Annotated in this window: 23 protein-coding genes and 1 pseudogene; 9 read left to right on the top strand and 15 right to left on the bottom strand. The window is 61.3% G+C overall.

Annotation, left to right across the window (positions count from 1 at the left end; translation table 11 throughout):
• Positions 1-102: 102 nt before the first annotated feature.
• The gene (locus RVAN_RS15395) at positions 103-1341 is read right to left on the bottom strand and encodes an N-acetylmuramoyl-L-alanine amidase (RefSeq protein ID WP_013420635.1); all 1239 of its coding nucleotides are present in this window, start codon (positions 1339-1341) and stop codon (positions 103-105) included.
• A gap of 627 nt (positions 1342-1968) precedes the next feature.
• On the opposite strand from RVAN_RS15395, the gene RVAN_RS15390 reads away from it, so the two are divergent.
• Positions 1969-5118 (top strand): Rne/Rng family ribonuclease, encoded by a 3150-nt coding sequence (locus RVAN_RS15390; RefSeq protein ID WP_013420633.1) that lies wholly within the window; start codon positions 1969-1971, stop codon positions 5116-5118.
• A gap of 200 nt (positions 5119-5318) precedes the next feature.
• On the opposite strand, the gene RVAN_RS15385 is transcribed toward RVAN_RS15390, so the two are convergent.
• Positions 5319-5651 (bottom strand): hypothetical protein, encoded by a 333-nt coding sequence (locus RVAN_RS15385; protein WP_013420632.1) that lies wholly within the window; start codon positions 5649-5651, stop codon positions 5319-5321.
• 181 nt (positions 5652-5832) lie between these two features.
• Between RVAN_RS15385 and RVAN_RS21200 the strand changes: the two genes are divergently transcribed.
• Positions 5833-6228: a P-loop NTPase fold protein gene (locus RVAN_RS21200; RefSeq protein WP_155942480.1), complete on the top strand. Its 396-nt coding sequence runs from the start codon at positions 5833-5835 to the stop codon at positions 6226-6228.
• Here RVAN_RS21200 and RVAN_RS15380 read toward each other — a convergent pair.
• Positions 6115-7080: an IS481 family transposase gene (locus tag RVAN_RS15380; protein WP_013420349.1), complete on the bottom strand. Its 966-nt coding sequence runs from the start codon at positions 7078-7080 to the stop codon at positions 6115-6117. The two genes, RVAN_RS21200 and RVAN_RS15380, sit on opposite strands and share 114 nt — an antisense overlap.
• Positions 7081-7150: 70 nt before the next feature.
• A pseudogene (locus RVAN_RS15375) lies at positions 7151-8223 on the bottom strand (IS630 family transposase).
• Positions 8224-8237: 14 nt separating this feature from the next.
• On the opposite strand from RVAN_RS15375, the gene RVAN_RS19240 reads away from it, so the two are divergent.
• Complete coding sequence (locus RVAN_RS19240) at positions 8238-9377, top strand: KAP family P-loop NTPase fold protein (protein WP_210160437.1); 1140 nt, start codon at positions 8238-8240, stop codon at positions 9375-9377.
• On the opposite strand, the gene ispG is transcribed toward RVAN_RS19240, so the two are convergent.
• The 4 genes from ispG to RVAN_RS15350 all read right to left on the bottom strand — a co-directional run bounded on the left by ispG (position 9378) and on the right by RVAN_RS15350 (position 12837).
• On the bottom strand, positions 9378-10643 hold the full coding sequence (gene ispG / locus RVAN_RS15365) for a flavodoxin-dependent (E)-4-hydroxy-3-methylbut-2-enyl-diphosphate synthase (RefSeq protein ID WP_013420631.1): 1266 nt from the start codon (positions 10641-10643) through the stop codon (positions 9378-9380).
• Positions 10644-10746: 103 nt separating this feature from the next.
• The gene (locus tag RVAN_RS15360; RefSeq protein ID WP_013420630.1) at positions 10747-11544 is read right to left on the bottom strand and encodes a metal ABC transporter permease; all 798 of its coding nucleotides are present in this window, start codon (positions 11542-11544) and stop codon (positions 10747-10749) included.
• Position 11545: 1 nt separating this feature from the next.
• Positions 11546-12340 (bottom strand): metal ABC transporter ATP-binding protein, encoded by a 795-nt coding sequence (locus RVAN_RS15355; RefSeq protein ID WP_013420629.1) that lies wholly within the window; start codon positions 12338-12340, stop codon positions 11546-11548.
• Positions 12334-12837, bottom strand: coding sequence for a Fur family transcriptional regulator (locus RVAN_RS15350; protein WP_013420628.1), 504 nt, complete (start codon positions 12835-12837; stop codon positions 12334-12336). The genes RVAN_RS15355 and RVAN_RS15350 overlap by 7 nt, the downstream gene beginning before the upstream one ends.
• Positions 12838-13118: 281 nt before the next feature.
• Between RVAN_RS15350 and RVAN_RS15345 the strand changes: the two genes are divergently transcribed.
• Positions 13119-14219, top strand: a complete 1101-nt coding sequence (locus RVAN_RS15345) for a glycosyltransferase family 4 protein (protein WP_013420627.1) — start codon at positions 13119-13121, stop codon at positions 14217-14219.
• A gap of 51 nt (positions 14220-14270) precedes the next feature.
• Here the strand turns inward: RVAN_RS15345 and rlmH are convergent, their stop codons facing one another.
• From rlmH to hisC, 6 genes are all read right to left on the bottom strand, one after another.
• The gene (gene rlmH, locus RVAN_RS15340) at positions 14271-14747 is read right to left on the bottom strand and encodes a 23S rRNA (pseudouridine(1915)-N(3))-methyltransferase RlmH (protein WP_013420626.1); all 477 of its coding nucleotides are present in this window, start codon (positions 14745-14747) and stop codon (positions 14271-14273) included.
• A gap of 36 nt (positions 14748-14783) precedes the next feature.
• Positions 14784-15260: a ribosome silencing factor gene (gene rsfS, locus RVAN_RS15335; protein ID WP_013420625.1), complete on the bottom strand. Its 477-nt coding sequence runs from the start codon at positions 15258-15260 to the stop codon at positions 14784-14786.
• Between the two features lie 164 nt (positions 15261-15424).
• On the bottom strand, positions 15425-16117 hold the full coding sequence (locus RVAN_RS15330) for a regulatory protein TetR (protein ID WP_013420624.1): 693 nt from the start codon (positions 16115-16117) through the stop codon (positions 15425-15427).
• Between the two features lie 73 nt (positions 16118-16190).
• Positions 16191-16796 (bottom strand): gamma-glutamylcyclotransferase, encoded by a 606-nt coding sequence (locus tag RVAN_RS15325; RefSeq protein ID WP_013420623.1) that lies wholly within the window; start codon positions 16794-16796, stop codon positions 16191-16193.
• A 112-nt stretch (positions 16797-16908) separates the two neighbouring features.
• Positions 16909-17826 carry a prephenate/arogenate dehydrogenase family protein gene (locus tag RVAN_RS15320; RefSeq protein ID WP_013420622.1) on the bottom strand — a complete coding sequence of 306 codons (918 nt, stop codon included), beginning with the start codon at positions 17824-17826 and terminating at the stop codon, positions 16909-16911.
• Between the two features lie 11 nt (positions 17827-17837).
• Positions 17838-18938, bottom strand: coding sequence for a histidinol-phosphate transaminase (gene hisC / locus RVAN_RS15315; protein ID WP_013420621.1), 1101 nt, complete (start codon positions 18936-18938; stop codon positions 17838-17840).
• 383 nt (positions 18939-19321) lie between these two features.
• Here hisC and RVAN_RS15310 point away from each other — a divergent pair, with 383 nt between their 5' ends.
• A complete protein-coding gene (locus RVAN_RS15310) occupies positions 19322-19633 on the top strand; it encodes a 4a-hydroxytetrahydrobiopterin dehydratase (RefSeq protein ID WP_013420620.1) in 312 nt (103 codons plus the stop codon).
• 147 nt (positions 19634-19780) lie between these two features.
• Here RVAN_RS15310 and RVAN_RS15305 read toward each other — a convergent pair whose 3' ends face one another.
• Complete coding sequence (locus RVAN_RS15305) at positions 19781-20404, bottom strand: DUF2076 domain-containing protein (protein WP_013420619.1); 624 nt, start codon at positions 20402-20404, stop codon at positions 19781-19783.
• A 679-nt stretch (positions 20405-21083) separates the two neighbouring features.
• Between RVAN_RS15305 and RVAN_RS15300 the strand changes: the two genes are divergently transcribed.
• From RVAN_RS15300 to RVAN_RS15285, 4 genes are all read left to right on the top strand, one after another.
• On the top strand, positions 21084-21293 hold the full coding sequence (locus tag RVAN_RS15300) for a cold-shock protein (protein WP_013420618.1): 210 nt from the start codon (positions 21084-21086) through the stop codon (positions 21291-21293).
• 507 nt (positions 21294-21800) lie between these two features.
• On the top strand, positions 21801-23741 hold the full coding sequence (locus tag RVAN_RS15295; RefSeq protein ID WP_013420617.1) for a PrkA family serine protein kinase: 1941 nt from the start codon (positions 21801-21803) through the stop codon (positions 23739-23741).
• A gap of 10 nt (positions 23742-23751) precedes the next feature.
• Positions 23752-25047, top strand: coding sequence for a YeaH/YhbH family protein (locus tag RVAN_RS15290; protein WP_013420616.1), 1296 nt, complete (start codon positions 23752-23754; stop codon positions 25045-25047).
• The gene (locus tag RVAN_RS15285; protein WP_013420615.1) at positions 25047-26600 is read left to right on the top strand and encodes a SpoVR family protein; all 1554 of its coding nucleotides are present in this window, start codon (positions 25047-25049) and stop codon (positions 26598-26600) included. The genes RVAN_RS15290 and RVAN_RS15285 overlap by 1 nt, the downstream gene beginning before the upstream one ends.
• The last annotated feature ends 64 nt before the right edge of the window (positions 26601-26664 follow it).

Here is a 26664-nt window from a genome sequence, read left to right as displayed (position 1 = left end):
CTTATTCTACCCGGCTAAACCACAACATCATATCCTGTACAACCGCGGGTTAACGGGAAGACGGCCGCGGCTACGCTTGCGGGCGCGCGCATCGGCCCCCGCTCACAAGGGAATGTGCGCCTGCCGTTCCGACATGAACGCGTTGACCGCCTCCCCCAGGACCGAAGAAATCGTTGTACGCCACTCTTCCGAGATGAGGAGCTTTTCGTCGTCTTCATTGCTGAGATAGCCGAGTTCGATCAGAATCGCAGGCACGCCATGCGCTTTCAGCACGCGGAAGTTCGCCGAGCGCTGCGGCCGGATGTTGAACTTCATCTTGCCCTTCATGTGATCGATGAGATAGTGCGCGATGGCGGTCGATCGGTTCTTTTTGATCCGGTTTTCGAGATCGTTGAGTATCGACGCGATTTCTTCTGAAACGACCGGCGCAGTCTGCTCGCTCGCAACGCCCGCCTGCACGTCCACCTTGTTCTCGTTCTGCGCGATGACGTTCGCCTGCTCGTCGGATGCTTCTTCCGACAGGGTGTAGATCGTGCCGCCGCGAACCTCCTTCAGCGCCTTTATGCCAAGGCGTTTCGGGTCGAGGGCATCGGCATGGATCGAGATGAGAAGGTCTGCCTTCGCCTTGACCGCCATGACCGCGCGATCGTCGAGGGAAACGAAGACGTCCGACGTTCGCGTCATGACGATGCGATAGCGCGCCGTCGCTTCGAGCTTGGAGGCGAGCTTCTTGCAGAAATCGAAGGTGACTTCCTTTTCAGGCGTATTCGTAGCTCGGCCAATCGCGCCCGCGTCGATGCCGCCATGCCCGGGATCGATCACGATGAGCGGACGCCTATCCCCGGTGTCCAGATTCGCGGCGGCGCTTTGCGACTCATCCGGCTTCGGCGCCGGTGGCGGAGCCTTGACGGAGGCGAGGAATGTCTTGTGGGTCGTGCGAGCAAGGTCGATCACGAGCCGGGCCGGAAGATCGTTTTCGGGCGGCAACAACTCGGCTTTCTCGATACGCGCGGGTGCGGCGAGGTCGATCACGATGCGCGACTTCCCCGGCGCGAGGAGACCCGAGCGCGACGAGAGGATCAGCCCGCGTCCCTTGCCGCCCGGCACCTGAATGTCGGTCTCAGGCATGTCGATCACGATCCGGTAAGGATCGGCCATGGAGAAAATACGAAATTCGACCGCTTTGGAGACGAAGGCGACGAAGCGCGTGCGCTGGCTGTCACCGCCGATCTGCGCGCTCACCACGATGTCTTCGGCGCGCGCGGCGCTCATGATCAGGACGAGTACGAGGAAAGCGCTGAACGCCGCGAAAGCCGATGAAGGTCTCAGGCCGGTTTCCATGGTTCGATGCCCCTTCCGCCACGTCCTACAGCATGGGTTTGTCTGCGTCCACCTCGGCGCCGCCGGATTGGCCGAGGCATCCCGCGATTTCACCAATTCGTTGGACGTCGCTTAGGTCTTGCTTGCAGCGAAGCCAAACACAACGTATTAGAGGTATGTCAATCCTGATCGATTAGGCTGGCTTCTGCTTTGCTAATCCGCCTAGCAGGATCAGGTGGTGAATTTGGCAATCGCCCACGGGCATCGATCCATCTGGATTGGGCAGCACCGCGAGTGTCGAAGGCAAAGCAGCCGGGATGTTGAATCCCTGAACAATAAATCGCCACGGAATCGTGGTCTCGCCGCATCGTTTCGAAGAAGAAACGGGCCCGTCGGCGAGCCGAGACTCAACCACAATGTCAACCTCGCGCTCCGACTTGCTTGATATGAAAGGTGCCGTGTCCGGCATCCAAAGCCTGTCGACCCTCTTTCTCCGAAATGGAAAAGACGGCGCTCCCAGCCTTGCGCTGGTTCGAAGCGGCGAGAGCGCGATCAACAAACAGTGCGTCCGTCCGGCCGGTCCGCTCGATCATGTCGCCATGATCGCGAGGCCACGCTTTGGCGCGGGCGCGCCAGGAAGCATTTGCAATGGCAAACAAGATGTTAATCGATGCCACCCACCCGGAAGAGACACGGGTGGTGGTGACGCGTGGCAATCGCGTCGAGGAATTTGACTACGAGTCCGCGTCGCGGAAGCAGCTTCGAGGCAACATCTATCTGGCCAAGGTTGCTCGCATCGAGCCCTCGCTTCAAGCGGCGTTCGTGAACTACGGCGGCAATCGCCACGGCTTTCTTGCCTTCGCCGAAATCCACCCGGATTATTACCAGATCCCGGTTGCCGTTCGCGAACAGCTGATGAAAGAAGAGGCGGCGGACCGACAGGGTCGTTACCGCGACGCGGGCGAAAGCCGTCCGAATCGCAGATCCTCCGACAAAGCGCCGGAAGCCGAAGGCGGCACGCAAACATCCAACGAGTCTGGCAACGGCGAGAGCCAGCCTGATGTCGCAGCAGCCGCTGGCGAAGCTCCGAGCGAGGACGTTCGGGCTGAATTCGCCGCTGCGGTCGACGCCGCGCCTACGGATCAGGCCGACGCCGGCGAAACCGCGCCCGAAGAAAAAACCGCAGGCGAACCCGGCAATGGCGGGGCGATCGCGCTCGACGCCGTGCTTCCGCCCACGCTTTATGAAGAGTTCACGGCCGCCATCTCGCGCGGCGAGGAAGCTCGCGACGAAATTCCGAGCCATCCCGACGACGTGGAAGGCGGCCCCGATTCAGAAGATGACGAGGCTGACGAGGACGACGACGAGCTTGAGGACGAAGATTCGGACGACGACGCCGACGAAGAGGACGATGACGACGAAGTCGAGGACGCGGCCGACAAGCAGCCGAGGGCGAAGCATCGCTCTCGCGATGACGACGCAGGCGATGATGACAGCGGGTCGGCTTCGGACGACGGCGGCATCATTTCCGTGCCGGAAAGCGCCACGCCCGCGCCGGTCGAGGTCGTCGGTTCCGAGGACGCGCTCGAAGAACTGCCGCAGCGTCACAAGCGCCGGTGGCGTCACTACAAGATTCAGGAAGTTATCAAGCGCAACCAGATCGTTCTGATCCAGGTTGTGAAGGAAGAGCGCGGCTCGAAGGGCGCGGCGCTGACGACTTACCTCTCGCTCGCGGGCCGCTACACCGTGCTGATGCCGAACACGGCCAGCGGCGGCGGCATCTCGCGCAAGATCACCGTTCCGGCAGACCGCAAGCGCCTGAAGGAAATCGCGCAGGAACTCGATGTGCCGGAAGGCATGGGCCTCATCATCCGCACGGCGGGTGCATCGCGCACCAAGGCCGAAATCAAGCGCGACTTCGAATATCTGCTGCGCCTGTGGGAAAATGTCCGCGATCTCACGCTGAAGAGCACCGCGCCCTGCCTCGTCTACGAGGAAGGCGACCTCATCAAGCGCTCGATCCGCGACCTCTACAACAAGGACATCGACGAAATTCTTGTCGCGGGCGACGAAGCGCACCACGAGGCGAGAGAATTCATGCGCATGCTCATGCCGAGCCATGCGAAGAACGTGCTGCTCTACAAGGAACCTGAGCCGATCTTCACCAAGTATGAGGTCGAGCGTCAGTTGAACCAGATGTTCAGCCCGGTGGTCACGCTGAAGTCCGGCGGCTATATCGTGCTGAACCAGACCGAAGCGCTCGTCGCCATCGACGTGAACTCCGGGCGGTCGACGCGCGAATACTCCATCGAAGACACCGCGCTGAAGACGAACATGGAAGCAGCCGAGGAAGTTGCGCGGCAGGTACGCCTGCGCGACCTCGCGGGCCTCATCGTCATCGACTTCATCGACATGGACGAGCGGCGCAACAACCGTTCGGTGGAACGCAAGCTTAAGGAAAGCCTGCGCCACGACCGCGCCCGCATCCAGGTTGGCCATATCAGCCATTTCGGCCTCATGGAGATGTCGCGCCAACGGCTGCGTCAGGGCGTTGTCGAGGTGTCGACTGTGCCGTGCCCGGTCTGCCAGGGCGTCGGGCACATCCGGTCGATCGAGTCCGTGGCGCTTATGATCCTGCGTTCGATTGAGGACCATCTGCGGACGCAAGGAGCGGCCAACATCACCTTGACCGCGTCGACGGAAGCCGCGCTGTACATCCTCAACAACAAGCGCTCCTATCTCCGCGATATCGAACTCCGCTACGGCGTGACGATCGTTCTTCAACCGGACGACAAGGCGCACGGCGCGCATTTCGTGCTCGAACGCGGCGCCGAAGCGGTGCCGCCGGTCGTGGGCGACTCGCGCGTGGTTCACATGGAAACCGCGTCGCTGGCGCAGGCGGACGAGGAAGAGGAAGCCGAACCGGCGTCCTCCCCCGCCGCAGCTGCTACTGCTGAAGGCGAAGGCGAGAAGCGGACATCCCGCCGCAAGCGCCGCCGTCGGCGCGGTCGGGGCGACGCCGCCGCCGATGCGCCGCTTCCGAACGGTCATACGGTCTCGATGGCGGAAGGCTCCGACGACGACGATGACGACGATGATGATACGGACGGTGCCGACGAGGGCGTGACGGAGGCCGGGGCGCAAGCCGTAGCAGCCGTCAATGGCGAGGATCGCCGGGAGAGCGCCGAGGAACGTCAGGACGGCCAGTTCCGTCGTAACAGGCGCAGAGGCCGTCGCGGTGGCAGGCGTCATCGCGACGATTTTGCGGGCCAGCCCGGTGAGATCCCCGGGCTTGGAGAGCAGCCTGAGATCGACTTCGAGCATGGGCTTCCGGTCGTGCAGTCGCCAGCGGCTGAGGCCGTGACGGCGGAAGCGCACGCCGATACGGCGCCGCAGCTGGAGCAATCCGTAGAAGTCGCGCCCGTCGAAGCCTCGGTGGCGGTCGAAGCCGAGCCGAAGCCCGTTCAGGCCGTCGGCGAGGATGCGACGGCCGACGTCGCTTCCAGCGATCCGGTCCAGTCCGAAGCGGTCGCCGAACTTGCGGCAGAGGTTGCGAGCGAACCCGCAGCCGAGGCGGAGGCCAAGCCGGAGGCGCTAGCAGCCGAAGCAGACGCACCGCAGTCGCCAAACGCAGATGTGGCGGAAGCCGTTGAGGCGAAACCGGACGAACCGGCGGAAGAGCAGGTCAAGGTTGAAGCCGAGATCGCAATCCTTCCGCCTCCCGCGCCGGAACCCAAGCCCAAGCCGGTGCGTACTGGTCCGCCGAAAAAGGGTTGGTGGCAGCGCAGCGTCAGCTAGATCTGCAAAACGCCGCTTTTGCGATAGGATCATGAGATCAGAGCGCGCTTTTGAGTTCATCAAAGGCGCACCCTGAGCGTTTCGCCCCAGGAACGCGGGGCATATCCGGCGGTACTGTCAGCAACACACACAACGAGGTGGCCGGGATTTCTCCCGGCCACCTCGGACCTTGCGCGCGATGCGCTGCGGTCACGGCGCGACTAGTAATGATTGCGCCAATAGCGGTCGCGACGAAGTTCTGCGCGGTCGCGCCACAGCTTCCGCCGCTGCTCGTGAACCTGCGCCTGCTCCTGCCGCTTCTTATGGCCGAAGTAACGCGCCGCGCCGTAATTGCCATCGCGAGCGGCCTGCGCCTGCCGACCGGCGTAATAGGCGGCCTCCTGCTTGTCCTTCTGGATCTGGCGGCGATGGTGCACGATGTGCGCCCTGTCGCGAGCGACCTGCGCGCCGTACGGCTCGGCGGATGCGGTCTGCGCCGCGGTGAGCGGCAGGGCGATGAGCGAAAGAGCAAAAAGCGCGATGCGGGTCTTCATGTTGGCCTCCACCAGGTCTGCTTGACCTTATGGAAGAACCTTAAGCGATACCGCCTGAACGGCCCCGGAACCGCGCGTTCAGAATGCGTTCAGGCTTGCGGCAAGAGTGCGGCGACATGGAATTGCCGACTCGGAAACATCTCTCTACAGATTGATAGATATTTATCTGCTGAGGTGCGAGATGGCTTCCGAAGAAAATGGTTCTGCCGCATTTGACCCGTGGAACGACGACCACCTTCGACGCCGCGAAGAAGCGGATTTTTTAAAGAAATTTCTGCTCGGTCGCACGGCTGAACGCGCGGAACGGAAGCAATCCTTCGTTCTCAACATCGATGCGCCGTGGGGACAAGGAAAATCCTTTTTCCTCACGCGTTTTGCGAAGGCCCTCGAACAAGACGGTTACACCGCAGTCGTAATAGACGCATGGGCGGACGATCACGCCGCAGACCCGCTCGTCGCTATCCTAGTTGTTCAGTCCCGGCATTTGATGGATTGGATCGATCTTGAATCTTTCCGGCTCATTCGTCCAGCATTTACAGATGAACTCATAAGGCGTGAGGCCTTTGAGGGTCTTTAGTCGGCGAGCAAAGTTATAGGCGTTGATGAAGTCCGATAGGTGGGTTTCGAGCTGCTCGTGACGGTCGTAGTGATAGCGTTTGACCGTCGCCTCCTTGATCGTCCGGTTCATTCGCTCGACCTGGCCGTTTGTCCAGGGATGCTTGACCTTGGTGAGGCGGTGCTCAATGCCGTTCTCGCTGCATCGCATGTCGAACATGTGCGTCATGTATCTGGCCGTTGGTCCATCGGCATAACGCGGCGGAAACGTGAACTGGATGCCGTTGTCGGTGAGCACCGTGTGAATCTTGTAGGGAACTGCCTCTATCAGGGCGACGAGGAAGGCTGAAGCGGACGTCCTGCCGGTCTTTTTGACGAGTTGCACGAAGGCGAATTTGCTCGTGCGGTCAATGGCGACGTAGAGATAGAGCTTGCCTTCGGCCGTCTGCACTTCGGCTATGTCGACATGAAAATAGCCGATCGGATAGGACTTGAACTTCTTCCTGGCGGGCTTGTCGCCTTCGACGTCCGGCAGCCGAGAAATACCGTGGCGTTGAAGACAGCGATGCAGCGACGAGCGAGTCAGATGCGGTATCGTCGCCTGTAGCGCATAGAGGCAATCGTCGAGCGGCAAGAGCGTATGCTTGCGGAAGGCGACGATTATCGCCTCTTCCTCGACCGACAGAACCGTGGATTTCGGCTCTTTCGGTCCAGTCGGCACATCGGCGACGGATGAGCGCTTCTTCCATTTCGAGACCGTCTTCGGGTTGATGCCGTAGCGCTTGGCCAGGGCCCTCAAGCTCTCTTGACTATGCTGTATCGCTCGACGGACCGCCTCAGTCGTTGTGGCGCTCCCATGAAGAATTTGTCCCATAGCGCATCCTTCCAGCCGAGGGAGAATAATGCACCATCAAATGCCGGGATCAAACACCTAGTGCACTGACTCATTCAGAAGGTGCAGATTGAGGCGGTTGAGCTTGTCGAAGATTTCATCGGCGGTTTTGGTCCAGACGAAGGGTTTTGCGTTCCGGTTGTGATCGGCGATGTAGCGCTTGATGGCGTCTTCGAGGTCGGCGACGGATTTGAAGACGCCACGACGGATGCGCCGCCGGGTAATGGCGGAGAAGAAGTTTTCGACCGCGTTCAGCCAGGACGCCGAGGTCGGCGTGAAGTGAAAAACCCACCTCGGATGATCCGCCAGCCAGGCGTCCACCTTGGGATGCTTGTGGGTTCCGTAGTTGTCCAGAATGACGTGGATGATCTTGCCGGCTGGGACCTTGCGCTCCACGGCGTTGAGGAATTTGATGAACTCCTGATGGCGGTGGCGCTTCATGCAGCGGCCGAGCACGGTTCCATCCAGCACGTTGAGTGCGGCGAACAGCGTGGTGGTTCCGTTGCGCTTGTAATCGTGGGTCATGGTCGCGCATTTGCCGGGCTTCAACGGCAGGCCCGGTTGAGTGCGGTCGAGCGCCTGGATCTGGCTCTTCTCGTCGATGGACAGGACCACGGCATGGCAGGGCGGGCTCATGTAGAGGCCCACCACATCCTCGACCTTTTCGGCGAAGGCGGGATCGTTCGACTTCTTGAACGTGCGCAAGCGGTGCGGCTGAAGGCGGTGGGCTCCCCAGATGCGCTGCACCGTGCGCAAGCTGACGCCCGCCGCCTTGGCGACAGCGCGTCCGGTCCAATGCGTGGCGTTTCCGGGGGGCTCGGAACACGGCAGCGCCAGCACTTTCGCGACGCTCTTCGCTGACAAAGGCGGCTTGCCTGGCTTGCGGGTCTGGTCGCGCAACAGCCCGTCCACCCCTTTTTCGGCGTAGCGCCGCTGCCAACGCCATACGGCTGGCCGGCTGACGCCGCTTAAGCGGGCGACGTCGAAAACGGAACGGCGCTCAGCAGAATGAAGCACGATCTTTGCCCGCTGCGCGTGCTTCTGCGGGCTGTTGCGGTCCCCGATGACCGCCGCCAAACGTGAGCGGTCTTCGGACGAGAGAAGGATGCAGACGGTTTGAGCCATGCCTGAAGCATGCCTTGCTTCGTCTGCTTTGTGAATCCTATGTTTGCGTCAGTGCACTAGCAGCGCTTGATGAGGTCTTGTCTCGATTGACTGGCAAGAAGCGGAAGGCATGGGCTGACGCTAAATCGCAAGGCTTGAAAATTGTGGGGGCAATCGGAAGAGCGTCACTCAAAGCCGGTTTAAACATTGTTGTTCAAGAAAACGTGGCGGAAGGGTTTAAGGAGGCCCTGAAGGCCGAAGGCGATAAACTTATTGATACATTTTCAAATAGTATTGCTGAATTTCGAAATAGCAAGGATGCAATAGAAAGCTTCAAGGAGAAGCTGGGAACTCTTTTTGAAAATGGCGTTCCGGAAAAGCTACCTTTGATCATTCTGGTGGATGAGTTGGATAGGTGCCGTCCCACCTACGCGGTGCAACTTCTCGAACGTGTGAAACATCTTTTCGACATGCCGAATGTGGCTTTCGTTTTAGCGACGAACACTCACCAATTGTCTCATTCTGTGAACGCCGTTTACGGCAGTAGCTTCGACGGAAGCGGTTACCTGCACCGCTTCTTCGATTCTACATATACTTTTTCCTTACCCAAGCTCGACAAGCTCGTGCAGGAGATAGCGGTTCGCGAATGTATAAATTATAATAAGATGGAAGCGCCGGCTTCGCAGGAGGAAGCATTTATCATATCAGCTTTTGAACATTTTCACGTTGCTCCCCGCGATATCGAGAGGTGTATGGAATTACTTAAGACGCTATCTTCAGTTTGGCCCTCTCATAATCCGATACAGCTTCTCTACGCTATCCCTCTGATCATCGCGCACCAGACAAAAACCGAATTGTTCGATGCTTTGACGGGCGTAAAAAACTGGGGCGAAGACCTAAAATGGGAATTTCAAACGAACTGGCCAATTATATTTCCGAGGGATATGCATCGAAGGCGCGCGGAAGAGAAAGCGGACGTCAAATATCTAATAAATCAACTGGTGGCCGGGCTTGAAAAGTCGGTGGATACAGATTGGGACGAAGAACAACTTCCGCAATCGAAGGTGTGGCTGAGAAGGTGTCTTTTGGCCGACCAAAACGTGAACGGACGGGGCTATCGCCTGCGCGACTATCCCCGCCTGATCCAGCAGGCGGGGCGCATCACGTCGTCGTAACTACTCCGCGGCCTTGAGCGGCATCCGCTGGCCCTTCGGCGCGCCTTGTCCGAAGCGCTTCTCGATATACTCCTGCACCATCACCATGAAATCGTCGGCCATCGTCGGGCCGCGCAGTGTCGCGACGCGTTCGCCATCGACGAACACCGGCGCGGCGGGCGTCTCGCCCGTGCCCGGCAGCGATATGCCGATGTCTGCGTGTTTCGACTCGCCGGGCCCGTTCACCACGCAGCCCATGACGGCCACGTTCAGCGTCTCGACACCCGGATAGGTCTTGCGCCACTCCGCCATGTTTTCAAGCAGATGCGTCTGGATGTTCTGCCCGAGTTCCTGGAACAGCGTCGACGTGGTGCGCCCGCAACCGGGGCACGCCGCCACGATCGGCACGAAGGTGCGGAAGCCCATCGTCTGCAGGATCTGCTGCGCGACCTCGACTTCCTTCGTGCGGGCGCCGCCCGGCTCCGGCGTCAGCGAAACGCGGATCGTGTCGCCGATGCCCTTCTGAAGCAGGATGCCGAGCGCCGCCGCCGACGCGACAATGCCCTTCGAACCCATGCCCGCTTCGGTCAGCCCGAGATGCAACGCATTGTCGCAGCGCGCGGCAAGCAGCGTGTAGCAACTGATGAGATCTTGAATGGAGCTGGTTTTCGCCGAGAGGATGATCTTGTCCTTGCCCATGCCGAGGCTTTCAGCAAGCGCCGCGCTCTTCAGCGCAGAGGTCACGATGGCCTCGTGCATCACGTCGCGCGTATCTTTGGGTTTCGTTGCGCGGGAATTCTCATCCATCATCGCGGTCAGCAGATCCTGATCGAGGCTGCCCCAGTTCACACCGATGCGCACGGGCTTGTCGTGCTTGAGCGCAATCTCGATGATCTTGGAAAAGCGGTCGTCGCGGCTGTCGCGGCCTCCGACATTACCGGGGTTGATGCGATATTTCGAAAGCGCCTCCGCGCAGGCCGGGTGATCGGCGAGCAAGCGGTGACCGATATAGTGGAAGTCGCCCACGAGCGGCACGTCGATACCCTGCGCGAGCAGGCGGTCGCGGATGTGCGGCACGGCGGCGGCGGCTTCGTCGCGGTCGACGGTGACGCGCACAAGTTCGGAGCCTGCCCGCACGAGCGCCGCGACCTGCGCGACCGTGCCATCGACATCGGACGTGGCGGTGTTCGTCATGGACTGCACGACGACCGGCGCGCCTCCGCCCACGGTCACGCCCCCAACCTTTACTGCGGTTGTCATGTGCCTCGGTTCACGCGTGTCGCTCATTGGTCCTTCTCCGGATCGCCGGTTTTCTTTTGCCTAGGTCATAGGAGAAAAACCGCGCGAAGGCCAGCGTTCGAATTGGCGCGGTTTGTCAATGTCTCTTTTCTCAGCGCCCCCGCAGCGCCAGCGCGGGCACCGCCGCGACGAAGAACAGCGCCGCGAGCGCGAGCACGATGGACGGCCCCGCCGCTGTGTCGAGCTTCAGCGACAGGAACAACCCGCCCGCCACAGCCAGCGCCGCCGCCAGAGCCGCCAGCACCGCCATCTGCTCGGGCGTCTTCGCGAAGGGCCGCGCCACCGCCGCCGGGAAGATCATCAGCGACGTGATGAGCAGGATGCCGATCACCTTCATGGCGAGCGCCACGGTCACGGCGATGAGCAGGATGAACGCGGTTTCGGTGCGCCGCACGCGCACGCCCTCGGCTGCGGCGAGTTCCTCATGCACGGTCAGCGCGAGCAAGGGCCGCCATAGCAGCGTCAGCGCCGCGAGCACCGCCGCCGCGCCGCCCCAGATCCAGAAAACGTCAGCCCGCGACACCGCGAGGATGTCGCCGAAAAGATAGCCCATCAGGTCGAGCCGCGCGCCGCTCACGAAATTCGCCGCGATGAGGCCGGATGCCAGCGCGACATGTGCGAGGATGCCGAGCAGCGTGTCATAGGGGATCGCGCGTTGCGCTTGCAGGCCCGACAGCAGCAGCGCCATGGCGATGGCGGTCACGATCACGCCGAGCGTCAGGTCCACGCCCAGCAGGAAGCCGAGCGCCACGCCGAGCAGGCCGGAATAGGCGACGGTTTCGCCGAAATAGGCCATGCGCCGCCACACGACAAAGCAGCCGAGCGGGGCGGCCAACGCCGCAGCACCGAGCCCGGCGAGCACGGCGCGCGTTACGAAATCGTCGAGCATGTCAGGTGCCCTCGCCGCAGACGTCGCCCGAAAGCGAGTGCGTGTGATCGTGTCGGTGGCCGTAGATGCCAAGGCTCGCGGCGGCTTCCGGGCCGAACAGCCGCATATATTCGGGATGCGCCGCTACGTGCTGCGGCACGCCCTCGCAGCAGATATGACGGTTGAGGCACACGACGCGGTCGCTTGCGCCGAGCACCACGTGGAGGTCGTGCGAGATGAGAAGCACCCCGCAGCGACGGCGGGCGCGGATCGCCGCGATGAGGGCGTAGAGTTGCGCGGCGCCCGCGAAATCGACGGCGCGAGCCGGTTCGTCGAGCACAAGGAGGTCGGGGTCGCGGGCGAGCGCGCGGGCGAGCAGCACGCGTTGGAACTCCCCGCCGGAGAGGTCGGTCATCTGCACGTCGGCGAGCGCGGCCGCACCCGTCTCGGCGAGGCATTCGAGCGCGCGCTCTTTCGATACGCCCGTGTTCAGATGCATGAAGCGTTGCACCGACAGCGGCATGATCCGCTCGACCGGGAAACGCTGCGGCACATAGCCGACCGTGAGGCCGGAGCGGCGCAACACGCGGCCCGACGTGGGCGCGGCGAGGCCCAGCAGCACCCGCGCGAGCGTTGTCTTACCCGCACCGTTCGGCCCGATCAGCGTGACGATTTCGCCCTCGTGCACGGCGATGCTCACCGTCTCAAGCACCGGCTTCCCGCGGAAGGAGATCGAGACATCATCCGCCGCCAGCAGCGCCGAACCGGCAGCGCCCAGCGCGTCGTCCTGAGCAACATTGCTGGCGCGCGTCAGCATGAGGGGGCTTCCCTGGCCGCGCAGTCGGCGCAGAGGCCGCTCACTTCGACGACGGTGTGACGCATCATGAAGTTGGCCGCCTTGGCCGCGGCGGCGATGGCCTGGAGCGCCTCTGGCGCGGCGGCCTCGATGACGCGGTCGCAATCCTCGCAAACGAGCGTGATCGTATGCGCCGCGCTTCCGTGATCTGCCATGCAGGCAAAAAACGCATTGCGGCTTTCGAGACGATGCACGAGGCCCGCCGACTGAAGCACATCAAGGATGCGGTAGATCGAAACGGGAGCCACGCGCTTGCCGTTCTTGGCCAGCACATCAATGAGATCGTAGGCGCTCACGGGCTTGTGGCTCGTCGCCACCTCAAGGAAAACCTGCTCGCGCAAGGCCGTCCATTTGATGCCCTGTTCGTTGCAACGTGCCTTGGCGCGGCCGAGCGCGGTGTTGAGGCAGGCGCAGTGATCGTGATCCTTCGGCGGAAAGGCGGTGAAAGACGTGCTCATGGCACAATATGTAATGTTATAACGTAAAAGAAGCAACGCCGCGCTGGCACCCTGCGGCGTCTCGCGCGGGCGCAGTCCGAACTTCAGAACGCAAAACGCGAGCTCGCATAAGAGTTTACTTTAATATGTTTGATTTTGCCTATTTGCGCGCCACCTCTGCGACGCTGGCACTTTTGTGTGCGGGCAGCACAAACGCAGCCGGACCCATTTTTAATTCCGCGTGTTTTGAATGTTAAAGCCGTGAACTGGCAGCCTCCCGCAATTCAGGAAAGTCTTACGTAATGAAAATCGCACAAATTGCGCCTCTCGCCGAAAGCTGCCCCCCCAGGCTTTACGGCGGGACTGAACGAATTGTGTCCTATATGACTGAAGAACTTGTCCGGCAGGGGCATGAAGTAACGCTTTTTGCTAGCGGAGACTCGGAAACGGATGCAGAACTCGTCGCATGCTCCAAGATGGGACTTCGTCTCGACGCAAATGTACAAGATCCCCTGCCGCATCAGATGGCGATGCTCGAATACGTCCGGCAACGGGTGGACGAGTTCGATGTGCTACACTTCCACATCGATCTGCTGCAATTCCCGATGATTTCGTCATTCGCGGACAAGACCGTGACAACTCTTCACGGCCGTCTTGATCTGCCGGACTTGCTGCCGTTCTACACGGCATTCCGAAATGTGCCGCTTTCCTCGATTTCCTATCATCAGCGTCTTCCCGTTCCATCTGGCGTGCGCTGGGCCGGTAACGTCTATCATGGGTTGCCGCGCGATCTCCTCCCCTTTTCACCTGAGCCGAAGGGCGGATACCTCGCGTTCCTCGGCCGCATATCGCCGGAAAAGAGGCCCGACCGCGCAATCGAAATCGCCGCGCGCACAGGCATGCCGCTGAAGATCGCAGCGAAGATCGACAAGGTCGATCACGGGTACTGGAAGGAAAAGATCGAGCCGATGGTGAAGGCCACGCCCGGCGTCGAGTATATCGGCGAGATCAACGAGCAGCGGAAGGCCGCGTTTCTTGGCGATGCCGCAGCTTTGCTTTTCCCGATCGATTGGCCAGAGCCTTTCGGCCTTGTCATGATCGAGGCCATGGCTTGCGGGACGCCGGTGATCGCATTCCGTTCCGGTTCAGTGCCCGAAGTCATCGACGACGGCGTGAGCGGTTATGTGGTCGACAGCATCGACGAAGCGGTGAAAGCGGTTTCGCGCCTCTCCGACCTTGATCGCTCGGGCGTGCGCGGCGCGTTCGAGGACCGTTTCACCGCCGAGCGCATGGCGAAGAATTACATCAAGATGTATCAGTCGCTTATCGGGCATACGCGCCACGAGATCGGTCATCCGCGCCGACCGAACGGGCACGATGTGGGTATGCAGGTTCGTGTGTGACGAACGCGTCAACAGCGGCCCGATCACCGAGTCGCTGTTCTTGAAACGCACTCACGCGCGGTGGTACGGGTGCCCTTGAAGGATCGTCATCGCGCGGTAAAGCTGCTCGGCGAGCACAATGCGCACGAGGCCGTGGGGCAGCGTCATCTTGCCGAGGGACAGCTTGAAATGCGCGGCGTTTTTCAGCGCCTCGCCGTGTCCGTCCGGGCCGCCGATGGCGAACGCCACGTCGAGCGCCTCATCCCGCAGGCGCGACACCATCGCCGTGAACTCATATGACGTGACAGACTGGCCGTTCTCGTCGAGCGCGACGAGACGAGCCGGTCCGAGGCGTTTAAGAAGTTCGTGCGCCTCGGCTTCCTTGCGTTCCGCCGCGCTTTCGTGTCGCCCCTCGGGTATCTCCAACACCGCCATCGGCCCCATGGCGAGGTTGCGCGCGGACGCGTTGAACAGATCGAAATAGCGGTTGAACTGCGTCTGCTCGGCGCCGCTCTTAAGCCGGCCGACAGCCAGAAGGGAAATTTTCATCCGGCCGCCCGCCGATATGCACCGTGCCCGGAGGCTTTAGTCCGCAGCGTCGCGTTTCGGCCGATCCGATGTCCACATCTTCTCGATGTTATAGAAATCGCGCGCTTCCGGACGGAACACGTGAACGATAACGTCGCCCGCATCGATAAGAACCCAGTCGCAGAGAGGCATCCCTTCGACACGTGTATCGCGGACGCCCGCTTCCTTCAACTTATCCATGAGCTGGTCGGCGATGGCGCCCACATGACGTTGTGAACGTCCCGAAGCCACGATCATATAATCGGCGATAGAAGTCTTGCCCTCGACATCGATTGTGATGATGTCGACAGCCTTGGCGTCCTCAAGCGCGTCCACGACAAGATGAGCGAGGGATGCGGGAACCGCGACGGCGCTATTGGCGTGGCGCGGGCGGAGTTCTGTGAACTCCTGTTTCTGCGCGTTTGGCGTCAGCTTCAAAACCCTTCTACAAATGCTCCGGTCAGATACAGGGCATTCCAACTCCGTAATGTGCATTAGATTTGTCGAATTTTCAAGTCAGTCTCGTGCGATCCGGCGGCGATCCGGCGTCTACGGAACTGTTTGCTGAAGAAAAACGCGTCAAATCAACCGGCTGAAGTCCTCCGCTTCTCAACGGATAGCGAGAAGCTATAGAGCTTATCGCGAGGGGCCACGTGGTTCTAAGCCGTTTGCGGTGGCGCGGCGGGCGAAATGCCAGCGTCCGGCGTCGGTGCCGGCTCCGGTTGAGGCTCCGCCGTTCCCTTGCGTCGGCGGCCGAAGCCGCGCAGCAGGCTCTCCGCGCCGTCGCGGAAGCGCTCGAACCCGTGCATGATGGACTCGCCGCGCCGCAAGCGCTTGTCGAGCGCCGCCATGGTCTTGGCGAGGCCGGGATCGTCGTCATCAACCCAGACCTGGAACACGCGCCCGTAAATCCCGAGCAGGCCTTGCACGCGCACAAGCCCCGTTCCACCCTCGCCGGACAGGCCAGCCGCCGCAAGCATCCAGTATTGCGACTTCAACGCCGGGCGCAATTGCTGAAGCGCTTCGCCGGGCGTGGCGTCCTCGCTGATACGCCGAATCGCGGGCTTGTAAGGCTGCATCACCTCGAACCGCGTGAGGAGCACGTCGAAGAGTCGGTCGCGCGCCACATCCGGGCCGGGCGCCGGGAATTTTTCGAGTACCGCCAGATCGACCGCGCGCACGAAGGCGGCAAGTATTTGGGATTTACCTTGAAATTCCTTGCGAAATTCGATCAGCGGGATCTGCGCTTCCGCCGCGATCTCGCCAAGGCTCAGATCGCGCCAGCCGCTCGTCTCGGCAAGCTTCAGCGCCGCTTTGATGATGCGGTCGCGATGGGTATATCCGTCAAGCATTGTCCGCCTCCTCAATCACGAAATCAGATATCGCGTGCCTCCGGTGCGAGTTCAATGCCGCCCTGCGACGCGTTCAGCCAAGCGGACGCGCGACATCGAAAGCCGGACCTTTCCGCGCGGGGGCGCATTCTCCGCCTAGCATGCAATCTTTCGTCACGCTGTGGCCGAGCATCGCCATCAACGGTTCGAGCCGCGCATCGTGGACGCCGAGCCGTCGCAGATGCTGAACCGTGTTCACGACGTAATCGATGTTCGGTCCCGCGCGGCCTACACTGCGCCTCACGATCGACGCCTGAGTTTCGAGGGGCAGCAGTCCGGTATATTGCCGGTGATGACGCCCCATCAGAAAGCTCAACGCGAGAACCGTGCGGCCGCTTCCATCGAGCAGCTTCACGGGGCGCTTCACCGCCGTGTAAACGTTGTTCATGTTCTCGCGGCGCTTCAGGTAGTGGCGCGTGTCGAGATCGAGGCGGCGCGGGACGCGGAAAGCCATGCCCTCGCATTGACCGCCCTTGTCTAGGCCGAGCACCAGCCCCGGCACCGATTTCGTGCCCCGGTGAATAAAGGAATAGCAGCAGAGTTCGCGATGCGCGCCTTCGAGGAGTGCGCGCGAGGATTCCTCAAAAACGAAGCCAGGCCGCCACATCAGCGAGCCATAACCGAAAATCCAGAGGTCCACAGTCTCGATCCGTCGGGCGGGATGCCCGCGCCGCGCCTCTTACACTGCCGCGCCGCGCGACGCAAAGACTTCCGCTCGGCGTTAGGGTCCGCAGAATTGCGGCGTGCGAAGCTTAGTCTTTCTTCGGCGCGGGCGTGCGGCCGAAGTTCGGCTCGGGGCTTTCCTGACCTGCGTCGATGATGCTCCGGCGGACGGCGCGCGTCCGCGTGAACTTGTCGAACAGCTTGTCGCCCTCGCCCCAGCGGATATGGCGCTGCATGGCCGCGAGATCTTCCGTGAACCGGCCGAGAATTTCGAGCACCGCTTCCTTGTTGTTGATGAAGATGTCGCGCCACATCGTGGGATCGGACGCGGCGATGCGGGTAAAGTCGCGGAAGCCGGACGCTGAAAACTTGATGACCTCGCTCTTTTTCTCTTCTTCGAGGTCGGCCACGGTGCCCACGATATTGTAAGCGATGAGGTGAGGCAGGTGCGATGTGATGGCGAGCACGAGGTCGTGGTGCTTCGGCTCCATGATCTCGACATGCGCGCCGCACGCTTCCCAGAACGCCTTGAGCTTTGCAACGGCGGCTTCGTCGGCGTCCGGCAGCGGCGTAAGGATAGTCCAGCGCCCGTCGAACAGTTCCGCGAAGCCGGATTCGGGGCCGGAAAACTCGGTGCCCGCGATGGGGTGGCCGGGGATGAAGTGCACATGCGGCGGCAAATGCGGGGCGACCGCATCCACCACCGCTTGCTTGACCGAGCCCGCGTCGGAGAGGATCGCGCCGTCCTTCAGATGCGGGGCGATTTCCTGCGCCAGCGCATCGAAAGTGCCGACCGGCGTGCAGAGGATCACGAGGTCCGCGCCCTTCACCGCGTCGGCAGCGTGCTCGTAAACTTCGTCCGCGAGGCCGAGACGCCTCACCGCCGCGCGCGTCGCTTCGGTACGCGCCGACGCCGCGATGGTGCGCGCAAGATTGGCGCGGCGCATCGCGTGGCTCAGCGACGAACCGATGAGACCCACGCCGATCAGCGCAACCTTCTCGAACATGGGCGCTTCCGTCATCGTTCCGTGAACTCATTCAGCGCGGCGAGCACAGCGCGGTTTTCCTCTTCGAGCCCGATGGTCATGCGCAGCGCGTGCGGTAGCCCGTACGCGCTGACCTGCCGCAGGATGATGCGCCGCTCATTCAGGAACGCATCGGCGTCCTGCGCGGTGCGGCCCTGTTCGGAGCCGAACGGGATGAGCACGAAATTGCCCGCGCTGGAGCGCACGTCGAAACCCATCTTGCGAAACTCAAGCGTGACGATGTCGCGCCACGTGTTGTTATGCGCCTTCGCGGCTTCAATGTGGGCCTTGTCGGCGAGCGCGGCGATGGCTGCATCCATCGAAGGCTGCGCGAGGTTGAACGGGCTGCGGATGCGGTTCAACGCGTCGGCGATGGCGGCGGGCGCATAGGCCCAGCCGACGCGGGCGGCTGCGAGGCCGAAAATCTTCGAGAACGTCCGCGTCATGATGGTGTTCGGCGTGGTCGCCACCATCTCGATGCCCGCTTCGTAATCGTTGCGGTTCACATATTCGGCATACGCCCCGTCGAGTACGAGCAGCACGTTGTCCGGCAGCGCGGCGCGAAGGCGGCGCACCTCCTGATGCGGCAGATAGGTGCCGGTCGGGTTGTTCGGGTTCGCGATGAACACGGCCTTCGTGCGAGGCGTCACACATTCGAGGATCGAGTCGACGCTCGCGGTCAGGTTCTTTTCCGGTGCGACGACCGGTTCCGCGCCCGCCGCGAGAATCGCGATTCGGTATACGAGAAACCCGTGCTCGGTGTAGATCGCCTCGTCGCCGGGGCCGAGATAGGCCTGCGCGAGAATGTGGAACAGTTCGTCGGAGCCGTTGCCGCAGATAATGTGCGCCGGATTCAGCCCGTAGGCCGCGCCGATCGCCTCGCGAAGCGCCGTGCAAGCGCCGTCGGGGTAGCGGTCGAGATGGCTCGCAGCCGCGCGATAGGCTTCGACCGCGTGCGGCGACGGGCCGAGCGGCGTTTCATTCGACGACAGCTTGATGACCGGACCTTCGCCCGCGAGCTTCGAGCGACCCGGAACATACGGATCGATGGCGAGCACGCCGGACCGGGGGCTTGGAGCCTCTCCGCGAACCACCTGTTTTCTCCTTGGTAGGGGTATTGTGCAATGCGCGCTTATAGACCCAACTTGCGGCGGGGGACAATATGCGGAGGCAGGGCCGCTTCAAATCGTTGCGATCAAGGCGGGCAAAACACAGAAACGCGGCGCGCAAAAGAGCCTCGGGATACAAAGCGCGACCGGGATGAGATATCGTTCAAACGAAACGGCCTCCGCGTGGGAGGCCGTGCTCTCGTAGAGCTTCTAAGTGCCCGTGGCTATTGCCTTTGGGCAGGCCCGCCTGTCTCTAACAGGTGGTTTATTCCGGATGTACCGGACAGTTGTTAAGCTACCACCCGACGAAGACGCCAGCAAGCCGGGTGCGGCGAAGAGTGTCGCCGACGAATTTTTGAGGTGATCGCATGACGTACGACGACAAGAAAATCGCGGCGCGGCTCAAGGCGGACCTGCCGAACTGGACGCACGCCCACGGCTATCTGCGCCGCACCTACAAGACGAAGAACTGGAAAGCGACGATGATGCTCGTCAACGCCATCGGCTATCTAGCCGAGACGGCCTGGCATCATCCCGATCTGCTCGTTTCGTTCTCATCGGTGGAATTGCGGCTGATGTCGCACGACGCGGGCGGAATCACCGACAAGGATTTCGAGTTGGCGGCGAAGATCGAGGCGCTCGTGGGCTGGAAGGACGGCAACCGCATCCTGGGCGAGTAAGGGCAACGCTGGCGGCAAAAAGACTGGCGGCAAAAAGAAAGGCCGGGCGTTGGCCCGACCTTCGATTGCTACGCTGAAGCACTGAAGCTCGCGAATCATCATCCGCGTTTGAATGATTCGATTCGAACGCGCGGTGTTAAAGACCGGTCAGGCGAAGTCGCCGCCGTCGTCGCCGAAGCCCCAGCTGTCATCGCCGCCGCCGCTGTTATCGGCATAGTCGGACTGCGGGAAGCTCTCGCCAGCGCCAGCCGCCGCTTCTGGATTGGCTGCGGCCGCTGCCTGCGTCACGGCGCTGTCGTGTCCGAACATCGAGCTGATGCCCGAGAAGAGCAACGCGCCGCCCGCTACGCCGACCGCCGTCGTGGCGGCGTTGCGGAGGAAGCCGCCCTGCTGCTGGGGCTGCATCGCCGGGCCACCCTGATACGGCGGCTGCTGGCCGTAGCCCTGCTGCTGCGGCGCACCCCACGGATTGCGCGAGGGCTGCGGCTGAGGCTGCGCGCCACCGCCGAAAAGGCCGCCGAGGAAACCGCCGGACTGGCGCGGGGCGGACGCCTCGCTCACCTGGCGCTGCAAATCCTGCATCTGCGCTTCAGCATTCTTCAGCGCGAATTCCTGCATGATGACGGTCTGCGCGAGGATATAGACGGTCTCCGGGCGCTCCTGAACGAGACGGCGCAGAAACTCTTCCGCCTCGGGGTCTTTCTGCTGCGGGGGTACGCTGCGCACGCGCTGGGCGAGATCGCCAAGAAGACGCTGTTCTTCGGGTGTCATCGAGAGTGCCTCCGGTTTGGTGCGAAACGCCTGCGGATCGATCCCCCTGCGGAATCGGTGCCCTGTCGCCTCGCGCCGCCTCCCTTGGTCGGGGAGGCGATTTCTTGTCTGCTGTCAGATAGGGGTTCAAAGGCGTCTTGAAAGATGGCAAAACCACGAAAATTTGATGAAGAAGTTCGGGCGGATTTCTGGCGGAGGCTGGAGCCGATCTTGTCGTCGGAGTGGCTTCCGGCAAGCGCGGCGGGTGACGGCCGAAAGAGCTTCCGCCTATCCAAAACGCCTCATTTTGAGGCACTCCGCACTTATGGAAGCCGCCATTTTTGGAAGCGGCACCTACCGGAGATGCGCCCGCAAGAAAATTTTCGCCAAGGTAAGTTTGGGGGTCTACAACCTGTATCGAGAATTATTACAATTTCGTGACTGTTCATTTCGCGGTTGCAGTTCGATATTTATCAACGTCAATTGTAATTATTTGAGGACATGCCCGAAAAAGCGCGCGATAGCGGTTGCTTCCAAGCGCGCATTTTCCTATATTCGCGCCATCGATTTGGCTGGACGATTTGGGCCGTTTCGCCTCGCCTTTCGCGCTAGGCCACGTGTTCCTACCTCTCCACCCATCGACTACCGTCGCGTCGCTTCGGCTGCGTGACAAATTTCTATCTAGCGAAAGGACTTCCCCATGAATATGGGCGTCGTGAAATGGTACAACAGCCAAAAAGGCTATGGCTTCATTCAGCCCGATGACGGCGGCAAGGACGTGTTCGTCCACGTCAGCGCTCTTGAGCGTGCCGGTCTCCGCGGCCTCGTTGAAGGCCAGAAGGTTTCCTTCGAGATCCAGACCGACCGCCGCACAGACAAGACCTCGGCGGGAAATCTGCAGGTCGCTTAAAGACCAGTATTTTTTAGAGCGCGGGAAACCGCGCTCTTTTTTTATTCTATTTCCGCCGCGCTTAGGCTTCACAGCGCGAGCATGCCTTAACCACAGTGTCGGTTTTGACCGGGCGTGCGTGCCTTATTCCATCTCTCCCAAAGGTAGTGCTTTTCAAGCGCCTTGCCGATGCTTATTATTTAAGCGTAGGGCGGGGATGCGCGGGTTTTCGGCATCCTGTTTGCATAGGGGACATCATCAGTTCCGGATTGGCAACGGGTTCAGCATTGGATCGATCTCCAAATCAGACGTTTAATTTTTCTCCATGCGGCTGGACCCCCTTCCATTGGCCATCTCACGTCCGACATAAAATTAGGGCACTCTCGACCGACCTCGTGGCGATGAAGTGTCCGCCGAGCAGCCTTGCCGGGTCGATTTACCCTGGCCCTCTTGGGGCAGAGAGAAGGTGCATGGGGCTCCTCACGCTCACTCCAGGACTTATCTCCAACGACGATCAGCGGGGTCGCGATGTCGACTGACTTGTTTGACACCTATGCGCGCGGTTTCGAGGCAAAACGCGAAACCGTTATGAGTTTGGCGGAGTATCTGAAGGGGTGCAAAACAGATCCGCTCATGTACGCCTCTCCACATGAGCGATTGCTCGCCGCTATTGGCGAGCCTCAGATGGTGGATACTTCCAAAGACTCCCGTCTCGGCCGCATATTCATGAACCGGACTATCCGGATGTATCCGGCCTTCGCCGAGTTCTACGGCATGGAGGAGACGATCGAACGCATCGTCGCCTTCTTCCGTCAGGGCGCACAAGGCCTTGAGGAGCGCAAGCAGATCCTCTATCTGCTCGGTCCCGTCGGCGGCGGCAAGTCTTCGCTCGCCGAGCGCATCAAGGCGCTCATGGAGCACAAGCCGATCTATGTTCTGAAGGCCGGCGACGAATTGTCCCCGATCTTCGAGAGTCCGCTCTGCCTTTTCGACCGCGAGACGATGGGCGACCGCATCGAAGAGGAATACGGCATTCCGAAGCGCCGCCTCACCGGCCTCATGAGTCCGTGGTGCCTGAAGCGGCTCGACGAGTTCGGCGGCGACATCACAAAGTTCAAGGTCGCGAAGATCCTGCCCTCGCGGCTGCGCCAGATCGCCATCGCGAAGACCGAGCCCGGCGACGAGAACAATCAGGACGTCTCCTCGCTCGTCGGCAAGGTGGACATCCGCCGTCTCGAATTGCTCGCGCAGAACGACCCGGACGCCTACTCCTACTCCGGCGGCCTGAACCGCGCGAACCAGGGCGTGCTCGAATTCGTCGAAATGTTCAAGGCGCCGATCAAGATGCTGCATCCGCTCCTGACGGCGACGCAGGACGGCAACTATGTCGGCTCGGAAAACATCGGCTCGATCCCGTACAACGGCATCATCATGGCCCACTCGAACGAAGCCGAGTGGCGCAGCTTCAAGAACAACAAGACGAACGAAGCCTTCATCGACCGTATCTATGTGATCAAGGTTCCGTACTGCTTGCGCGTTCAAGAGGAAGAGCAGATTTACGACAAGCTAATCCGCACATCGGAACTGGCGAACGCTCCGTGTGCTCCAGGCACCCTCGGAATGCTGGCGCGCTTCTCGGTGCTTTCGCGCCTCAAGCCGCACGAGAATTCGAGCCTTTACGCGAAGATGCGCGTCTATGACGGTGAAAGCCTCAAAGAGGTCGATCCCAAGGCGCGCACCATGCAGGAATACCGCGATCACGCGGGCGTGGATGAAGGCATGGACGGCATCTCGACGCGCTTCGCGTTCAAGACGCTGTCGGCAACCTACAACCACGACACGCAGGAAGTGGGCGCCGATCCGGTGCATCTCATGTATGTGCTGGAACAGGCCATCCGCCGCGAGCAATACCCCGACGATATCGAAAGCGCGTATATCGAGTTCATAAAGACGGAACTTGGCCCGCGCTATGCTGAGTTCATCGGGAACGAGATCCAGAAAGCCTACCTCGAATCCTATCACGACTATGGCCAGAACCTGTTCGACAGGTACGTCGCCTATGCCGATGCGTGGATCGAGGATCAGGACTTCAAGGATGCCGACACGGGGCAACTCCTGAACCGCGAGCTTCTCAATCAGGAGCTGTCGAAGATCGAGAAACCTGCTGGTATCGCGAACCCGAAAGACTTTCGCAACGAGGTCGTCAAGTTTACACTGAGGGCGAGAGCGCAGCGCGGCGGCAAGAACCCGAGTTGGACGAGCTACGAAAAGATTCGGGAAGTCATCGAGCGGCGCATGTTCAGCCAGGTGGAAGACCTTCTGCCTGTGATCAGCTTCGGTTCGAAGAAGGATGGCGAAACCGAGAAGAAGCATAGTGAGTTTGTCGAGCGGATGGTGACGCGAGGCTACACCGAGCGTCAGGTTCGCAGACTTGTTGAATGGTACATGCGCGTTAGACAGGCGGGCTAGGCTACGAAACGTGTACATCATTGATCGGCGTCGCGATGCGAGCGGCAAGGGTCTAGGCAACAGGCAGCGGTTCATCCGCCGCGCTCGGGCGCTTGTCCGACACGCGGTGCGGGAAGCCTCGAAAGACCGCAAGATCACGGACACGGGCAAAGGCGGCGAAATCGTCGTGCCCGTGGACGGTGTTCACGAGCCGTCGCTGCGCCGAAGCAGCAAGGGCGGGAGTCGCGAATACCTTTTGCCCGGCAACAAGACCTACATCGAGGGCGACAGCATCGAGCGGCCGCCCTCCGGTGGCGGCAAGGGCAGCGCGAGCGGGGACGGGGGCGGCGAGGACGAGTTTCGCTTTGCTCTATCGGACGAGGAGTTCATCGACCTCTTCCTCGAAGACCTCGAATTGCCCGACCTCGCCAAGCGCCAGGTCATGGGCGAAGGCAAGGATCAGCCGCGCCGCGCGGGATACCGCTCATCCGGGCCGCCGTCGTCGCTATCGATCCAGCAGACCATGCGCAAGAGCCTCGCCCGGCGCATAGCGCTGAAGCGTCCGAAGGTTGACGAGATCGCCGAACTTGAGGCGCAGCTCAAGGCGCTGGAAGATGAGGGCGGGCGCGAGGACGAAATCCTCAAAATCCGCGAGGCTTTGAAGAAGCAGGCGAAGCGGTCGATCGCGATCCCGTTCATCGATCCGGTCGACGTGCGCTATCGTCGCTTCGAGATGGAGCCGAAACCCGTGGCGCAGGCGGTGATGTTCTGCCTGATGGACGTGTCCGGCTCCATGGACGAACATCTGAAGGATCTCGCGAAACGCTTCTACAGCCTTCTCTACCTGTTCCTCAGCCGCCGTTATCGCTATGTCGAGGTGGTGTTCATCCGCCATACGCACGAGGCGAAGGAAGTGGATGAGGACACGTTCTTTCACAGCCGCGAGACAGGCGGCACCGTCGTGTCGACCGCGCTCGAAGAAATGATAAAGGTGGTGCACGACCGTTTCCCGCCCGGCGTCTGGAACATCTATGCCGCGCAAGCCTCGGACGGCGATAACCTGCCGATCGACAACGAAAAGACGGTCTCGCTCCTCAAAACGTCGATCCTGCCGGTGTGCCAATACTACGCCTACATCGAGGTTGGCCGCGAGCCGGAGGAGCGCCGCCGGTCGGCCGAACCGCCAACCACGCTCTGGCGCGCCTACGACATGATCCTCTCGCCGAAACTGCCCATGGCGATGCGAAAAGTTCGCGACCGTCGTGACATCTATCCTGTCTTCCGGGAGTTGTTTGAACGGAAGAGCAACGCAAGCACGGGGGCCTGATGACGACGGTAACGGCAGGCAGGGATGATCCGCTTCTGTTCAAGGATGGCGACTGGGATTTCGATACCCTGTCGCGCATTTATGACGGGGTGGCGGAGATCGGCGATGAGCTGAAGCTCGACATCTATCGGCCGCGTATCGAGGTCATCACCACCGAGCAGATGCTCGACGCCTATGCCTCCACCGGCATGCCGCTCTTTTACCGGCACTGGTCCTTCGGAAAGCAGTTCGTGCGCAACGAAACGCTTTACCGCAAGGGCTGGCAGGGCCTCGCCTACGAAATCGTCATCAACTCGAATCCGTGCGTCGTGTATCTCCTCGAAGAGAACACCGCGACCATGCAGACGCTGGTCCTGGCGCACGCGGCCTTCGGGCATAACCACTTCTTCAAGAACAACTATGTGTTCAAGCAGTGGACCGACGCGGACGGCATCCTCGATTATCTGGCGTTCGCGAAGAACTTCATCGCCGATTGCGAAGAAAAATACGGTCAGGCCGAGGTGGAGCGCGTGCTCGACGCCGCCCACGCGCTGCAAAATCAGGGCATTCACCGCTACCCTGGCAAGCGGCAGATGGATCTGCGCTCCGAGCAGAAACGCGAGCGCGAGCGGCGCGAGCACGGCGAACGGCTGTTCAACGATTTGTGGCGCACCGTGCCGGAAGGGCAGGGCAAGAAGGCCAAGAAGCGCACCACGGAACGAGATCGGCGCCGCGCGCTCCTCGGGTTGCCCGAGGAAAACATCCTCTATTTCCTCGAAAAGACTTCGCCGCGGCTTCGGCCGTGGCAGCGCGAGATCATGCGCATCGTCCGCCTCATCGCGCAGTATTTCTATCCGCAGCGCCAGACGAAAATGATGAACGAGGGCTGCGCGACTTACACCCACTACGAAATCATGCAGCGGTTGTACGATAGAGGCCGCATCACGGAAGGCTCGTATCTCGAATTCCTGCACTCGCACACGAATGTGGTGGCTCAGCCGGATTTCGACGACCGCCGCTATTACGGCCTGAACCCGTACGCGCTCGGCTTCACCATGATGAAGGACATCGAGCGCATGTGCGTGGCCCCGACGGCGGAAGACCGCGCCTGGTTCCCGGACATCGCCGGCAACGCCGACCCGGTGGAGACGCTAAAGGACATCTGGGCGAACTACCGCGACGAGAGCTTCGTCTCGCAATTCCTCAGCCCCGCCGTGATCCGCAAGATGGGCCTGTTCCTTGTCACGGACGATGCCAGCGAGAAGGATCTGTCGGTCGATGCCATCCACGACGAGCGCGGCTACATGCGCGTTCGCCGGGCACTTGCGCGGCATTACGACGTCTCGCGCCACGATCCCGACATCCAGATCGTGGACGTGGACCTCGAAGGCGACCGCCGCCTCGTTCTGCGCCATAGCGTGGTTGATGGCGTCATGCTGGAGGAGGAGGACGCCGAGCGCGTGCTTCAGCATCTCGCCAACCTTTGGGGGTACGAAGTGCACCTGACGGAAGAGAACGACAAGGGCGACATCTCCACCAAGCACACGGCGGAGCCGGTTCACCCGTTCGTTTAGCGAGTTGTTCAGGCAGGGCGGGTATAGAGTACCTTGAACGGGGACGCTGCCCCGATACGTCGCC

Source organism: Rhodomicrobium vannielii ATCC 17100 (assembly GCF_000166055.1).
Classification (GTDB): Bacteria; Pseudomonadota; Alphaproteobacteria; order Rhizobiales; family Rhodomicrobiaceae; genus Rhodomicrobium; species Rhodomicrobium vannielii.
The sequence above is the reverse complement of the archived record's forward strand: the minus strand, read 5'-3'. Positions and strand labels throughout refer to the sequence as shown.